This is a genomic window from Pedobacter psychrophilus (assembly GCF_001652725.1).
In the GTDB taxonomy this organism is placed as follows: Bacteria; Bacteroidota; Bacteroidia; order Sphingobacteriales; family Sphingobacteriaceae; genus Pseudopedobacter; species Pseudopedobacter psychrophilus.
In genome coordinates this window covers 182,933-196,579 of record NZ_LWHJ01000029.1, presented here as the reverse complement: position 1 = coordinate 196,579, position 13,647 = coordinate 182,933, and the positions used below count along the sequence as shown (strand labels likewise).

General features: G+C 33.1%; 15 protein-coding genes. 6 read left to right on the top strand and 9 right to left on the bottom strand.

All coding sequences use genetic code 11. The annotated features are described in order from the left end of the window. The first annotated feature begins 39 nt into the window (after window positions 1-39). The 3 genes from A5893_RS13100 (at window position 40) to A5893_RS13090 (ending at window position 2,135) form a co-directional block, all read left to right on the top strand. A complete protein-coding gene (locus A5893_RS13100; protein WP_068823030.1) occupies window positions 40-1,113 on the top strand; it encodes an Mrp/NBP35 family ATP-binding protein in 1,074 nt (357 codons plus the stop codon). Between the two features lie 35 nt (window positions 1,114-1,148). After that, window positions 1,149-1,439, top strand: coding sequence for a NifU family protein (locus A5893_RS13095; RefSeq protein ID WP_068823029.1), 291 nt, complete (start codon window positions 1,149-1,151; stop codon window positions 1,437-1,439). 96 nt (window positions 1,440-1,535) lie between these two features. Continuing rightward, entirely contained in the window at window positions 1,536-2,135 is a 600-nt protein-coding gene (locus A5893_RS13090; RefSeq protein WP_094336727.1) for a carboxypeptidase-like regulatory domain-containing protein, read from the top strand. Window positions 2,136-2,139: 4 nt separating this feature from the next. Here the strand turns inward: A5893_RS13090 and def are convergent, their stop codons facing one another. Continuing rightward, on the bottom strand, window positions 2,140-2,709 hold the full coding sequence (gene def / locus A5893_RS13085) for a peptide deformylase (protein ID WP_068823027.1): 570 nt from the start codon (window positions 2,707-2,709) through the stop codon (window positions 2,140-2,142). 111 nt (window positions 2,710-2,820) lie between these two features. Here def and A5893_RS13080 point away from each other — a divergent pair, with 111 nt between their 5' ends. Then, window positions 2,821-3,612, top strand: coding sequence for a T9SS type A sorting domain-containing protein (locus A5893_RS13080; RefSeq protein WP_068823026.1), 792 nt, complete (start codon window positions 2,821-2,823; stop codon window positions 3,610-3,612). Between the two features lie 67 nt (window positions 3,613-3,679). Further along, window positions 3,680-5,218, top strand: coding sequence for a bifunctional GNAT family N-acetyltransferase/carbon-nitrogen hydrolase family protein (locus tag A5893_RS13075; RefSeq protein WP_068823025.1), 1,539 nt, complete (start codon window positions 3,680-3,682; stop codon window positions 5,216-5,218). Window positions 5,219-5,436: 218 nt separating this feature from the next. Here the strand turns inward: A5893_RS13075 and lnt are convergent, their stop codons facing one another. Together lnt and rsmI are read right to left on the bottom strand one after the other, a co-directional pair. Next, a complete protein-coding gene (gene lnt / locus A5893_RS13070; protein WP_068823024.1) occupies window positions 5,437-7,098 on the bottom strand; it encodes an apolipoprotein N-acyltransferase in 1,662 nt (553 codons plus the stop codon). Then, complete coding sequence (gene rsmI / locus A5893_RS13065) at window positions 7,095-7,808, bottom strand: 16S rRNA (cytidine(1402)-2'-O)-methyltransferase (RefSeq protein WP_068823023.1); 714 nt, start codon at window positions 7,806-7,808, stop codon at window positions 7,095-7,097. The genes lnt and rsmI overlap by 4 nt, the downstream gene beginning before the upstream one ends. Window positions 7,809-7,892: 84 nt before the next feature. On the opposite strand from rsmI, the gene serS reads away from it, so the two are divergent. Then, complete coding sequence (serS, locus tag A5893_RS13060) at window positions 7,893-9,164, top strand: serine--tRNA ligase (RefSeq protein ID WP_068823022.1); 1,272 nt, start codon at window positions 7,893-7,895, stop codon at window positions 9,162-9,164. 85 nt (window positions 9,165-9,249) lie between these two features. Here serS and A5893_RS18200 read toward each other — a convergent pair whose 3' ends face one another. The 6 genes from A5893_RS18200 to A5893_RS13035 all read right to left on the bottom strand — a co-directional run bounded on the left by A5893_RS18200 (window position 9,250) and on the right by A5893_RS13035 (window position 13,584). Beyond that, the gene (locus tag A5893_RS18200) at window positions 9,250-9,381 is read right to left on the bottom strand and encodes a hypothetical protein (RefSeq protein WP_262497036.1); all 132 of its coding nucleotides are present in this window, start codon (window positions 9,379-9,381) and stop codon (window positions 9,250-9,252) included. A gap of 15 nt (window positions 9,382-9,396) precedes the next feature. Further along, complete coding sequence (locus tag A5893_RS13055; RefSeq protein WP_232456860.1) at window positions 9,397-9,714, bottom strand: ORF6N domain-containing protein; 318 nt, start codon at window positions 9,712-9,714, stop codon at window positions 9,397-9,399. 173 nt (window positions 9,715-9,887) lie between these two features. Continuing rightward, window positions 9,888-10,937, bottom strand: coding sequence for a hypothetical protein (locus A5893_RS13050; RefSeq protein ID WP_068823021.1), 1,050 nt, complete (start codon window positions 10,935-10,937; stop codon window positions 9,888-9,890). A 63-nt stretch (window positions 10,938-11,000) separates the two neighbouring features. Continuing rightward, entirely contained in the window at window positions 11,001-11,891 is an 891-nt protein-coding gene (locus A5893_RS13045; RefSeq protein WP_068823020.1) for a class I SAM-dependent methyltransferase, read from the bottom strand. Window positions 11,892-12,100: 209 nt separating this feature from the next. Further along, window positions 12,101-12,853 (bottom strand): ABC transporter ATP-binding protein, encoded by a 753-nt coding sequence (locus A5893_RS13040; RefSeq protein WP_068823019.1) that lies wholly within the window; start codon window positions 12,851-12,853, stop codon window positions 12,101-12,103. Then, complete coding sequence (locus A5893_RS13035) at window positions 12,850-13,584, bottom strand: MlaE family ABC transporter permease (protein ID WP_068823018.1); 735 nt, start codon at window positions 13,582-13,584, stop codon at window positions 12,850-12,852. Before A5893_RS13035 ends, A5893_RS13040 begins: the two co-directional genes overlap by 4 nt. Window positions 13,585-13,647: the final 63 nt, after the last annotated feature.

The following is a 13,647-nucleotide window of genomic DNA, read 5'->3' as shown; positions in this document are numbered from 1 at the left end:
TCGAGGTAGTTTTTGTAATTTTGAGGATAAACTTTTAAAATGTCTATAACAAAAGAGAATATACTTGCCGCTTTAAAAAACGTAGAAGATCCCGACTTAAAGAAAGATTTAGTAACGCTGGGCATGATAGAAAACTTATCTATCGATGGAAATAAAGTGAGCTTTTCTGTTGTTTTAACCACTCCAGCCTGCCCAATGAAAGAAATGCTGGAGAATGCTTGTAGAAATGCCATTAAACATTTTGTGAGTAAAGAAGCTGAAATAAATATCCACATGACGAGTAGAGTTACTTCTACGCCAACCCAATTAACGGGAAATATTAAAAATATCATTGTAGTTGCTTCTGGCAAAGGAGGGGTTGGGAAATCTACCGTTGCAGCAAACTTAGCAATAGCTTTAAATTTAAACGGTGCAAAAGTAGGATTAATTGATGCAGATATTTATGGCCCATCGGTTCCTATCATGTTTGGTTTACAAGGTGCAAAACCAAAAGCTACCGAAATTAATGGAAAAACAAGTATAGAGCCTATAGAAAAATATGGTATTAAATTATTATCGATAGGTTTTTTTACTGATCCAAACCAACCTGTGCCATGGCGTGGGCCAATGATTTCTACTGCTGTAAAACAATTATTTAACGATGCTAGTTGGGGCGAATTAGATTATTTAGTAGTTGATTTACCTCCAGGAACTGGAGACATTCATATAACGGTAGCTCAAAGTTTCCCAATTTCTGGGGCGGTTATTGTCACAACTCCGCAACAAGTTGCTTTAGCAGATGCTAAAAAAGGAATTGGAATGTTTAGGATGGAAGCAATTAATATCCCCCTGCTAGGGATAATTGAGAACATGTCTTATTTTACTCCAGTAGAACTGCCAGATCATAAATATTACATTTTTGGCAAAAACGGAGGAAAGGAATTGGCAGAAATGTATAACGCACCATTTTTAGGAGAATTACCTTTAGTGCAAAGTATTAGCGAGGCAGGTGATGCTGGAATACCGGTTGTTTTACAAGAAAATAATCCTAGTGCGACTGCTTTTTTACAGTTAGCACAAAAGGTGGCACAACAAGTGGCTATACAAAATGATAAAGCCAATACAAAGAAATAATTAATAATCTTTATTTTTAGGATTAAAATCAGTTTATGAGTGATCACGAAAATTTATTACAAAGGGTAGAAGAGGCTTTGGATACTATAAGACCTTACTTATTAGCAGATGCTGGTAATGTATCAATTATAGAAATTACTGATGAAAAAGTTTTAAAGATAAAATTATTGGGGTCTTGTGAATCTTGCCCAATGAGTATCATGACATTAAAAGCAGGTATAGAGCAAGCTGTTAAAAAAGCTGTTCCAGAAATTATATCAGTAGAAGCAATTAATATTACACCAATAGATGATCCAAATGCTGTTTTACCAGAAACATTAAGATAGCATAAGGTTAATTATACGTTTAACGTTATTTAACAAAAAAACTTCTTTTTGAAGTTTAAATTTGAAACATTGAAAAAACTATTTACCATATTATTCATGATTATCGGATTTGCGGCTTTTTCGCAAACCGAAAAACCATTGGTGCAATTTAGTGGCGTTATTTATGATTTGGATAGTAATACAGTTGTGCCATATGTAGCTATTAAAAATGTAAGTAATCATAATAGTGCTTTTGCTGCAAATTATAAAGGTTACTTTTCATTTGTTTTACAAGAAGGAGATACAGTAGTTTTTAGCTCTATTGGCTATAAAAAATTAGAAATGGTTATTCCATCTAATTTAAAAGATAGAAAATACACTGCAATTATCAAGCTCCAAACAGATAATATTCAATTACCTATGGTAAGGGTTTTTCCTTGGGCAAGTTATGATGATTTTAAAAAGGATTTCTTAACCATGAAATTTGCGGATGATGATTTGGAACTAGCAATGAAAAATCTATCTAAAAAAAGCCTGAGAGAACTTTCAGCAAATTTACCTAGAGACGGTCAAGAAAATAGCGGCATGAGTTTTAACAACCTTCATCAAGCATTAGGGAATAAAAACATGGTACAGACTAATCCCTTATTAAATCCTTTAGCTTGGGCAGCATTAATCAAACAAATTTCAGAAGGAAGAAAGAAAAATGATGATTAATAGTCTATCGTCCTTTTTTTAATAAAGGAAACTTCATTTTATATTCTACTTTCACAATACCTTTTGCTATCGCATCTAATTTACTTTTCAGCATAGTTTTTCTAAGTGGGTTTATTCTATCGGTAAATAATTTCCCTTCAATGTGATCATATTCATGTTGTATAACTCTAGCGGCTAAACCAGTAAATTTTTCTTCATGATTTACCCAATTTTCATCAAAATAATTTACCAGTACATTCTCATGTCTGCTAACATCTTCCCTAATTTCCGGGATACTTAAACAGCCTTCGTTAAAGTTCCACTTTTTGCCATTTTCTTCGACTATTTTAGCATTGATAAAAACCTTTTTAAAATCTTTTAGTTCGGGTTGATCTTCTTCAAAAGGAGATGCATCAATTATAAAAAGTCTTATTGATAAACCTACTTGGGGTGCAGCTAAACCAACTCCGTTTGCAGTATACATTGTTTCAAACATATTTGATATCAGATCATCAAGTTTATTGTAATCATCTGCTATATCTTGGGCTTTCTTCTTAAGTACAGGATCTCCGTAAGCGACTATTGGTAACTTCATCGTACAAAAATAAACATTTATGTATCTATTTATTAAAAATCAGGTATAACATTGATAAAAATGATATTGAATAAAAAATTAATTTAATTATCTTTAAAAAAAATATTCTATATGAAGAAATTATTACCGTTTCTTATTGTTTTTCAACTATTTATCACATTTGTAAATGCACAAACTTGTACTACTCCAACAGGTGGGACAATTACAGGTTTTAATAATGGTTGTGTAGATAGAGTAGGAACTTATAATATTTCTGGTGTTACCAATGCAACAGGATATAATTGGAGTGTAAATAATGTTAATCTGGCTACAATTAATAAGATTACAGATACCCAGTATAGTGTTGTTTTTAATGGGCCTGGTAATATTGTAATTTCTGTAACACCAACAAATGGAAGTTGTACAGGTACAACAATAACTTACTCAGTAAATGTTTCTTCTACACCTAATAAACCTACTATTGCTCAAACTGGTCAAACTTTGGCTGCAAGCACTTCAAATTCCTATCAATGGTATTTAGGCAGCACACTATTAGCAAATCAAACTTCGCAAACTATTTCTCCAACACAAACAGGTCAGTATAGAGTGCAAGTAACGGGTCCAGCTCCTGCTAGCTGCAGCATATTCTCAGATCCCTTTAATTATGTTCTTACTGCTATTAAAGAGGATAATAAATTTGATGGCTTAACTTTTTATCCAAATCCAGTAACATCAACAATTCATGTAGACTTCGCTCAAAAATTTGATGTGGAGTTTTTTGATATTTCAGGGAGAAAATCGTTACAAAAATCAAATTTAAAAGGCAGCGAAGAAATAGATTTAAGTGAGTTAAATAGAGGAATTTATATCATGAGAGTAAATAGTGGCGGCAAATTTGCTACAAGAAAGCTAATACTTCAATAAATAAAAAGAGATTTTATCAAATTAAACCCTGAAATTTTCTTTCGGGGTTTTTTAGTTTATACATAATATGGCAACAAATACAATTCAAATAGAAACAGTTGAGTTAAGAACTTTAAAAATAGAAGATTATAAAGATTTAAAATCTGCAATGATATCAGCTTATGCCGGCATGGGCGAAAGTTATTGGAGAGAAAAATCCATCGATAAATTAATAGAAATATTTCCTGAAGGGCAACTTTGTATTGAAATAAATGGGGCGGTTGTAGCAACGGCTTTAAGTATCATTGTTGATTATGCAAAACTTGGCGAAACACATACTTACGCTCAGGCTGTCGGGAATTATACATTTAGTACTCATACTTATGATGGCGATGTACTTTATGGAATAGAAGTTTTTGTGCATCCGGATTATCGTGGAATGAGGTTAGCAAGGCGACTTTATGATGCAAGAAAACTGCTTTGTGAGAATCTAAATTTAAAATCTATCATTTTAGGAGGTAGAATTCCTAACTATGAAAAGTTTTCTTCTGATAATACACCTCGCCAGTATATAGATAAGGTGAAAATGAAGGAAATTTACGATCCAACTTTAACTTTCCAAATCTCAAACGATTTCCACGTAAGAAAAATCCTAAAAAATTATTTGCCAGAAGATCAGCAATCTATGGAATTTGCCACCCTTTTAGAGTGGAACAATATCTATTATATTGATGAGCACAAAGATAATTTGCTAAAAAAATCTACCATCAGGATTGGCTTGGTACAGTGGCAAATGCGTCTGTTTAAAGACGTTAAAGAAATGATGGAAAGTGCAGAGTATTTTGTTGATGCAGTAAGCGATTACTCGTCTGATTTTGTGGTTTTTCCCGAGTTTTTTAACGCTCCCTTAATGGCAGATTATAACCATTTGGGCGAGGCAAAAGCCATTAGAGAATTAGCGAAACATACCGAATATATAAGAAATAGGTTTTGTGAATTAGCTGTATCTTACAATGTAAATATCATTGCCGGCAGTATGCCTTTATTAGAAAACGATAAATTATTTAACGTTTCCTATCTATGTAGAAGAGACGGAACTTTTGACAGAGCGGTAAAAATTCACCCAACACCTTCAGAAATTAATTCATGGGGAATGAGTGGTGGCAACAGTTTAAAAGTTTTTGATACAGATGCCGGTAGAATAGGAATTTTAATTTGTTATGATGCTGAATTTCCTGAATTAGCGAGGTTACAAGCTTTAGAAAAAATGGATATTCTATTTGTTCCGTTTTGGACAGATACTCAAAATGCATATAACCGAGTTAGAATTTGTTCGCAAGCCAGAGCCATTGAAAACGAATGTTACGTGGCCATTACGGGTTCTGTAGGTAATTTACCTAAGGTAAATAATATGGATTTACAGTATGCGCAATCAGCAATTTTCTCTCCTTCAGATTTCGCGTTTCCATCAAATGCGATAGTTGCAGAGACTACTCCAAATAATGAGAATATTTTAATTGCAGATGTAAATTTAGATTTATTGAAAGAATTGCATGAACATGGAAGCGTTAAAAATCTTAAGGATAGAAGAACAGATTTTTACGATTTAAGGTTGAAGAAGAAATAGGTTTTTTACTTATTAAAGTTAAAACAGAAAGTATAAATTTTAATGCTGAAATAGATTTTTAATTTTAATTAAATCAATAATTTGGGCGTTTCCCAATCAGCTAGCTAGCGGAAGGGTCGGTCCGCCAGCTGGCGGATGTAGTTTTTTGTGAAAAACAAAAAAGCTGCCACTTCTATCCCTAACGCAAAACTTATAAAATTTTATAAAAGTCCTCAGATTTAAACTAGTTGACTTTTTCTATTTTTAAACTTCATAACGATCACAAAAAGAAACCCAAAAGCTCCAATAAAAAGAAAAGGAAAAACAATCCAATCTTGATGTGCGGTGTAAAAAGTAATTTCTGTATTTAAATTAATATCTTGTTTAATAACTGCAGCTTTCCACCATTCCGTTTTTTGAACTACATCGCCACGCTGATTGATAAAAGCTGAAATCCCAGTATTTGCAGAACGAGCAACCCATCTTCGGTTCTCAATTGCTCTTAATCTTGCATAATCTAAATGCTGATCTTTACCAGAAGTATTTCCCCACCAACCATCATTGGTAATCACTGCAATAAACTGTGCACCTTTATTTACAGATTTCGCAACCCAATCTCCCCAAATAGACTCATAGCAAATCGCCGATACTACTCCAATCCCGCTAGAAGCATACAGATTAGTAGGTTCTTCTTGCTCACCATAACCACCAGTTGTACCTCCAAATTTTTCAAATAGTGGATTTAAAAAAGAAAGCAATTCTGGAAAAGGCATTTTTTCTACTCCAGGAACCAATTTAGATTTATGATAGAATTGTAGTTTAGGAGAGTTTTCTATCGCAACTGCGGTATTAAAGCTATCATACCAAAGGTTATTCTCTTTAACAAATCTGGCAGATAAAGTTTTTTGATTTTGATAAGCTAAATAAGTTTCAGCACCAGTTATCAATGTTGCATTTTTAAAACCATCTAAAAATGTTCCTATCGTTCTGAATGATTCAGTATTTCTAAAATCTTCTTCATCTTTATAACCCGTAATTGCAGTTTCTGGCCAAATGAAAAACTCGGTATTTACCTGTGCTTTTTGCCTACTTAAATTAATTAGAGTAGTTAACTGTTCTTGCTCTGTGTAAGAATGATTTTTACCGTAAGGATCAATATTTGGTTGTACTACAACAATATTAGAAGGATTAATCTCCTCCTCAAAAGTGCTGTAGACTACCACCGATAAACTTATCGGCACAATAACCCAAACAGCTAATGCAATAATTAAACTTTTTTTATAAGTCTTTTTAATCACAATAGTTCTTTGTTCTTTATTCTTTGTTCCTTGTTCTCTAACAAGAATCCAAATCCTAAACAGCAAAATATTAGAGACTAAAACCCAAAATGTACCGCCATAAACGCCAGTATATTCATACCATTGAATGAGTTGTGGTGTATTTGCGAAACCATTTCCTAATGTCATCCAGGGGAATTTTAAGTCCCAGGTTTGATGTAAATATTCATAGCTTATCCAAAAACCAATTAAACTAATATCAGCGATAATCGGCTTTGTATTTCTTGCAACTTTACGATAAAGCCAAAAACTAAAAGTCATTAAAACTGTGCCCAAACCAAATGGAATCAGCGAAAGCAAACATGCCGCAAAGGTTGGCATAACTGCGTTTAGTGAATTAAAAACCCAATAAATAGACGCGGTATTCCAAACTAAAAAAGCTAAACCAGCGATGTAAAATATTTTGTAGCCTTTTTTACGAAGTGTAGATTCTTCAATTTCTTGAAGAGCGATCATTAAGGGTAAAAAAGCAAATAATAAAATTGGAGAAGTAAATGGAATAGGCGGCCAGGCCAACCAAAGTAAAAATGCGGTTAATAATGCTAACCAAATTTGTCGCTTCATTTTTTATAATATTTATCGTCTTTTTTTGGAGCTATTTCTTCGCTGCCGGCAATCACAATTACAAATTCGCCCTTTAAAATATTGTTTTCAAAATGTGTTTTTAATTCCGTTATGGTTCCCCTTACATTTTCTTCAAACATTTTGGTTAATTCTCTGGAAATAGATGCTTGCCGTTCGGCCCCAAAATATTCCATAAATTCTTCTAAGGTTTTAAGTAAACGATGCGGAGATTCATAAAATATCATCGTTCTGCTTTCGTAAATCAACTCCTTTAAACGAGTTTGTCGACCTTTTTTTACGGGCAGAAATCCTTCAAAAGTAAAACGATCATTTGGTAAACCAGAGTTAACCAAAGCAGGGACAAAAGCGGTTGCACCAGGCAAACATTCTACAGCAATCTCATTTTTTATCACTTCCCTAACCAACAAAAAACCAGGGTCAGAAATAGCAGGAGTGCCTGCATCAGAAATTAGAGCAATGTTTTGCCCTTCTTTTAAAAATTTGATAATCTCGGCAACAGCCTTATGTTCATTATGTTGATGATGGGCATAAACTTTTTTATCGATATCAAAATGTTTAAGCATTGGTGCCGAAGTTCTGGTGTCTTCTGCTAATATCAAATCAACTTCTTTAAGTATCCGCAAAGCTCTTAAAGTAATATCTTCTAAGTTGCCAATTGGCGTTGGGACTAGATAAAGTTTGCCGCTCATTAAATTGATTTAATTTTTTAAATTCTAATTATCACAATACGCTATTCTTAATACGCAATACTATATTTGTAAAAATTTAAAAAGATGCTGCAAGTTAGTTATATCCGCGAAAATAAAGAGGAAGTTTTAGAACGATTAAGCGTAAAGAATTTCAATCATCCACAATTGGTTAATGAAATTATTAGTCTGGATGATGAGCGTAAAAGTACTCAATCGCAAGCTGATGAACTTTTAGCAAAGGGAAATGCGGCAGCAAAACAAATTGGAGAGCTGATGCGTAATGGCAAAAAAGAAGAAGCTGAGGCTATAAAAGCAGAAACCACAAAATCTAAAGAAGAAGTTAAAAATTTGCAAGAACAACTTGCAACAATAGAACAAAATTTACAACAGAAATTAGTTCAATTACCAAACCTGCCACATGCTAGCGTTCCTAAAGGCAAAACTCCAGAAGAAAATGAGGTAGTTTTAATCTATGGAGAATTGCCACAATTACCAGAAAAACCATTGCCACACTGGGAATTGGCAGCAAAATATAATATCATAGATTTTGAATTAGGAGTAAAAATTACTGGTGCAGGTTTTCCAGTTTATAAAGGAAAAGGGGCAAAGATGCAAAGAGCATTAATCAATTTCTTTTTAACAGAAGCTGAAAAAGCAGGTTATGATGAAATGATGGTTCCTTTATTAGTAAACGAAGCTTCTGGCTTTGGAACCGGACAATTGCCCGATAAAGAAGGGCAAATGTATCATGTAGGCATAGATAATTTATATTTGATTCCCACTGCTGAAGTTCCGGTAACTAATCTTTACCGAGATGTAATTTTAAAAGAAGAAGAATTACCGATAAAAAATTGTGGTTACACACCCTGTTTCCGTCGTGAAGCGGGTTCTTATGGCGCTCACGTTCGTGGTTTAAACCGTTTACATCAGTTTGATAAAGTAGAGATTGTGCAAGTGGTACATCCTGATAAATCTTATGAGGTTTTAGAACAAATGAGTTTGCATGTACAAAGTTTATTGCAAAAATTGGGGTTACAATACCGAGTTTTAAGATTGTGTGGTGGCGATATGGGTTTTACATCAGCATTAACTTATGATATGGAAGTTTATAGTGCAGCACAAGAGCGTTGGCTTGAAGTTTCTTCTGTTTCTAATTTCGAGACTTTTCAAAGTAACCGTTTAAAATTACGTTTTAAAGGGAAAGAAGGAAAAACACAATTACCACATACATTAAATGGAAGTGCTTTGGCTTTGCCACGTATTTTAGCTGCAATTTTAGAAAACTTTCAAACCTCAGATGGAATTAAAGTTCCTGAATGTTTGATTCCGTTTACAGGTTTTGATTTTATAGGATAAAAATTTTAAAATCTCACGTTTTCTTAGAATTTGAATTTATTTTGAATCCAATCGGTTCTCTAACTGTTTCGTCTTTTTCTATAAATTAACTTAGATAAGTAAATAATAATTCTATTTTTTCATCTTGTTTTAATAGTTTTCTTTCAACTTGTTCAACTTTTATAAATACGTCTTTATGAGCCAAAAGCATTTCTCTGATTTTAGTGTATATGCGCATTATTTAAATGTTAACCTAAATTGCTAATTTGCTGTTTAATACACTCGATAACATTAAAACTCCATGTTCTGTAAAAGCAAAAGGCGGCTTTCTTCTTCCTCCCCAACTTGAAGTCGCAATTTGCGACTTCAAGTCGTTAAATTCTTCATCATTTAATTGAAACATAAAATCTTCAGGAAATCTATCAATATTCCTCTTTACCTGTTCATTTAAACGCTTTGTTTCTACACCGTACAATTCCGATAAATCATCATCAAGCATTACTTTCTGATTTCGAATAAAATAAATTTTATTCATAACTATTTCATCAGGATGTATATTATTATGAGACATAATTATATTTAAATCAGATATTTTCAATTTACAGTTCTCGGATAAAAATAACTCAATATTTTATTTTATTTGGAAATCCCGACTTTATTTTTTTTGATAAAAAATATATTTTTTAATTAAACAAAAAAGAGTTGCTTTTAAGCAACTCTTTTAACTATTCTGTTTTTAAAATCCTATTGAAACTGAATATAAACTGGTTTAGGAGTTAATTTCAATAATTCTGTTGGAGTCATTAAATGATTAGGAGCTGCTGCAATATCGTTGATATAAAACAATTTAAAACCTACAAACTGTACAGGTTCTCTATATAAATAATGGCGATAAGTCCCTTTCTTTAATTCTGGCGGACCAAAACCATCCATGTGCATTACCATTTGAACTTCCTTGTGAAGTTTTATATTCTGATAATTAGTAACCATCTTTTGAGTAAAACGATGTACTACTAAAACTTTTGCAGGTAAATTATTATCCTTTACCAATTTCACCAAAAAATCGGCAGCATAATTTATATCAGCAGCATCATAAACTCCAATTTTAGTTCCAGGTCTTGCCCCAGTTTTCATAGAAAATTCTGGATCTATCCCTAAATGAACATTTGGCAATTTTAAATACTTTTCTAACCGGGGTAACTCATCCTTTAATTTACTCAAAGCAACCTGTACATCTAAAAAAACAATAGCATCATGATTGTACATCTTAGCTATTTTCAAAACAGAATCAATTTGCTTATCTGGCATTCTATTGATGTATAAACCGTCTTTTCCGGGAGTTCCACTTGCTACGGTAGCAATATAATGCAATGCCGGGATAGATTTTATTACGGTATCTGCTTTATTCCATTTTGCAACCTCTTCATCCAACTTTTTCCACATTTCTTTAGGCTCATATTTGCCTAACGGACCCATTTTTTTAACATATAGATTTCCGTAATAAGCTATAATCCTGTTAAATGGAAGTATTGCCCCATCAATTGGTAAAACATCTTTTTTTATTGGCCATTTTCCAGTAGTATCGCCATTGGCTATATATTTTTGAAGCTTAAAGTATTTTGCAGAATCTACAGGTTTAAATAAATCTTCTTTAACAGCGGATTGCTCTTTTTTTGTAGAGTCAGCAGCCGAAGTTGAGTTAGAAGTTTTTCCATCTGTACCAGAACATGATGAAAAGATGTATGCTGCACAGATAAGTTGCGGCACCAATAATATTTTTTTAGATAGGTTCATTCAGTAATTTTTTTAGCGAAAATAGATTTAACAAAATTGGAATAATTAAAAAGATTTCAACAATTAGACAGAACTAAATTTACCGAAAACGCCCAAAGGTAGATTTACACCGCTACGGGCAGTTAGGTATAATTCGCCAATATTTAAATTTTGCACTTTTGGGTAAGCACCTCTAATTAAGTTTTCTACAATAATGGATGAAAAGCCTAATGAATAAGTGTTTAAGATTAGGAAATGCTCTTGCGGATCTAATAATTGTACAACATCCCGCATCATTTCTTTAATCAAATCCTCTAATTTCCATTTTTCTCCTTTTGGACCATGGCCGTAAGCTGGAGGATCTAAAATTATTCCGTTATAAGTTTTGCCTCTTTTTAGTTCTCGTTGTACAAATTTTAAAGCATCCTCAACCACCCAACGAATATCTTTTAGTTCAGAAATTTCCTGATTTTCATTTGCCCAACTTACCACTTGTTTAATAGAATCTACATGAGTAGTATCGGCTCCTGCCGCTTTAGCAATTAAAGATGCACCACCAGTGTATGCAAACAAATTTAAAACTTTTGGATTAGGGTTTTTAAATGCTTTTATTTTTGATGATATATAATCCCAATTAACCGCCTGTTCCGGAAAAATGCCAACATGTTTAAAGGAAGTTAGTGCAAGTCTAAACTTAATGGCAACATCATTATTTTTATAGGTAATATGCCAACGATCTGGTGTTTTCGGGTCTTTTTTAACCCATTCTCCGCTTGTCGCAGATTTCCCCTTAAACTTTATATGATGCATTTTTTGCCACTCGCTTTCTGACAAAAGTTTACTCCAAACCGCTTGTGGCTCAGGTCTTATCAAAATTAATTCTCCAAATCGCTCCAGCTTTTCAAAATCCCCACAATCTATTAGTTCGTAATCTTTCCAATGTTGTGGTGTTAAAGCTTGTATTTGGGGCTGCATGTATATTTAATTTTGAATGATTGAATGCTTGTATTTTGAATGAATTCTGAATTAGAGAATTTTTGAATTTTGAATGATTGAATCTCTTATCGCATTTAATGAATAATAAACTAACTACCAATAAACGAGACTAATGGCTAATGAATCAATTACTAATAAACTTAAAACTAATAAACCAATGACTAATGAACTATTGGCTATCAACCAATCTACTTCTTCTTCAACAATGTTTCCATTAATTGGGTAGCAAAAACAAATTCGTTCAGCTCTTTATTATCAGTAGAAGTGATTTCATCCTTTGAACCTTCCCACCATTTTTGCCCTTGATGCAAAAACAAAATGTGCTCGCCAATTCCCATTACGGAATTCATATCGTGAGTAACAATCACCGTAGTAATCTCATATTCGTTGGTAATCTCGGAAACTAATTCATCAATCATGATAGAGCTTTTTGGATCAAGACCCGAGTTTGGCTCATCGCAAAAAAGATATTTAGGGCGCATGGCAATTGCCCTTGCAATGCCCACTCTCTTCATCATTCCGCCAGAAAGTTCTGCCGGAAATAACTTGTTTTTTCCAGCTAAATTAACCCTTTCCAAAACATCATTAACACGATCAGTTTTCTCTCCAATTCCTTGATCTGTAAACATATCTAACGGAAAACGGATATTTTTCTCAACCGTCATAGAATCAAAAAGAGCAGATCCTTGAAACAACATGCCAATTTCCTTTCTAATATCTATCCTTTCTTTGGTATCCATAGAAGTAAAGTCTCTACCATCATAAAACACTTTGCCGCCATTTGGTTCATGCAAGCCAACCATGTTTTTCATCAAAGTTGTTTTTCCAGAACCAGAGCTGCCAATTATTAAAGTAGTTACTCCGGGTTTAAAATCTGCAGTAATGCCTTTTAAAACCTCATTATCACCAAATTTTTTAAAAATATCTTTAACCTCAATCATAATAAAAGTTGTGCAATAACATAATCAGATATTAAAATAGCTATACAACTTATAACTACTGCTTTTGTGCTAGAATTACCAACCTCAATTGCGCCTCCATCGGTATAATAGCCCTGATATGCAGAAACCGTAGTGATAATAAATGCAAAAACTAAAGCTTTAATCATCGCAACAGCCAATGTAAACGGAATAAAATCTGTAGTTAAACCTTGAATAAATTCTGCTGCACTAACTGCTCCAGAAGCTGTTCCTGCTAAATAACCACCGGTAATACTCAACGCAATAGCCACAATAACCAACATAGGTATCATAATAATTCCGCCTAATAATTTAGGCAAAATCAGATAACCCGGTGCATTGATTCCCATAATCTCTAAAGCATCAATTTGCTCGGTAACTCGCATGGTGCCAATTTGCGAGGCAATGCTACTGCCTACTTTACCGGCTAAAACCAAAGAACAAATGGTTGGACTCAATTCTAAAATCGTAGAATCTCTGGTAATACCCCCAATAATAGATTTTGGAATTAAATCGCTGGTTAGCTGAAAAGCAGTTTGAACGGTAGTTACAGCACCAATAAAAACAGAAATGATACTGATGATACCTAATGAGCCTAAGCCAATAGACACCATTTCTCTAAAAATTTCATTTTTATAGATACTATATTTTTCGGGTTTCCTAAAAACCGCCTGTAACAATAAAATATATTTGCCAAAATAATGAAATACCATATATAAAATTTTCTGTAAAAATAACGTTTTTTATCAATTGCAATTATTAAACCTAAATTGTGA

Bases quoted from the DNA above. Each gene is read 5' to 3' on its own strand.
- A5893_RS13080 (WP_068823026.1), top strand. From the start codon at position 2,821: ATGAAGAAATTATTACCGTTTCTTATTGTTTTTCAACTATTTATCACA.
- lnt (WP_068823024.1), bottom strand. From the start codon at position 7,098: ATGAAGCGACAAATTTGGTTAGCATTATTAACCGCATTTTTACTTTGG.
- A5893_RS13090 (WP_094336727.1), top strand. From the start codon at position 1,536: ATGATTATCGGATTTGCGGCTTTTTCGCAAACCGAAAAACCATTGGTG.
- A5893_RS13035 (WP_068823018.1), bottom strand. From the start codon at position 13,584: ATGGTATTTCATTATTTTGGCAAATATATTTTATTGTTACAGGCGGTT.
- A5893_RS13075 (WP_068823025.1), top strand. From the start codon at position 3,680: ATGGCAACAAATACAATTCAAATAGAAACAGTTGAGTTAAGAACTTTA.
- serS (WP_068823022.1), top strand. From the start codon at position 7,893: ATGCTGCAAGTTAGTTATATCCGCGAAAATAAAGAGGAAGTTTTAGAA.
- A5893_RS13055 (WP_232456860.1), bottom strand. From the start codon at position 9,714: ATGTCTCATAATAATATACATCCTGATGAAATAGTTATGAATAAAATT.
- A5893_RS13095 (WP_068823029.1), top strand. From the start codon at position 1,149: ATGAGTGATCACGAAAATTTATTACAAAGGGTAGAAGAGGCTTTGGAT.
- A5893_RS13045 (WP_068823020.1), bottom strand. From the start codon at position 11,891: ATGCAGCCCCAAATACAAGCTTTAACACCACAACATTGGAAAGATTAC.
- A5893_RS18200 (WP_262497036.1), bottom strand. From the start codon at position 9,381: ATGCGCATATACACTAAAATCAGAGAAATGCTTTTGGCTCATAAAGAC.
- rsmI (WP_068823023.1), bottom strand. From the start codon at position 7,808: ATGAGCGGCAAACTTTATCTAGTCCCAACGCCAATTGGCAACTTAGAA.
- A5893_RS13050 (WP_068823021.1), bottom strand. From the start codon at position 10,937: ATGAACCTATCTAAAAAAATATTATTGGTGCCGCAACTTATCTGTGCA.
- def (WP_068823027.1), bottom strand. From the start codon at position 2,709: ATGAAGTTACCAATAGTCGCTTACGGAGATCCTGTACTTAAGAAGAAA.
- A5893_RS13040 (WP_068823019.1), bottom strand. From the start codon at position 12,853: ATGATTGAGGTTAAAGATATTTTTAAAAAATTTGGTGATAATGAGGTT.
- A5893_RS13100 (WP_068823030.1), top strand. From the start codon at position 40: ATGTCTATAACAAAAGAGAATATACTTGCCGCTTTAAAAAACGTAGAA.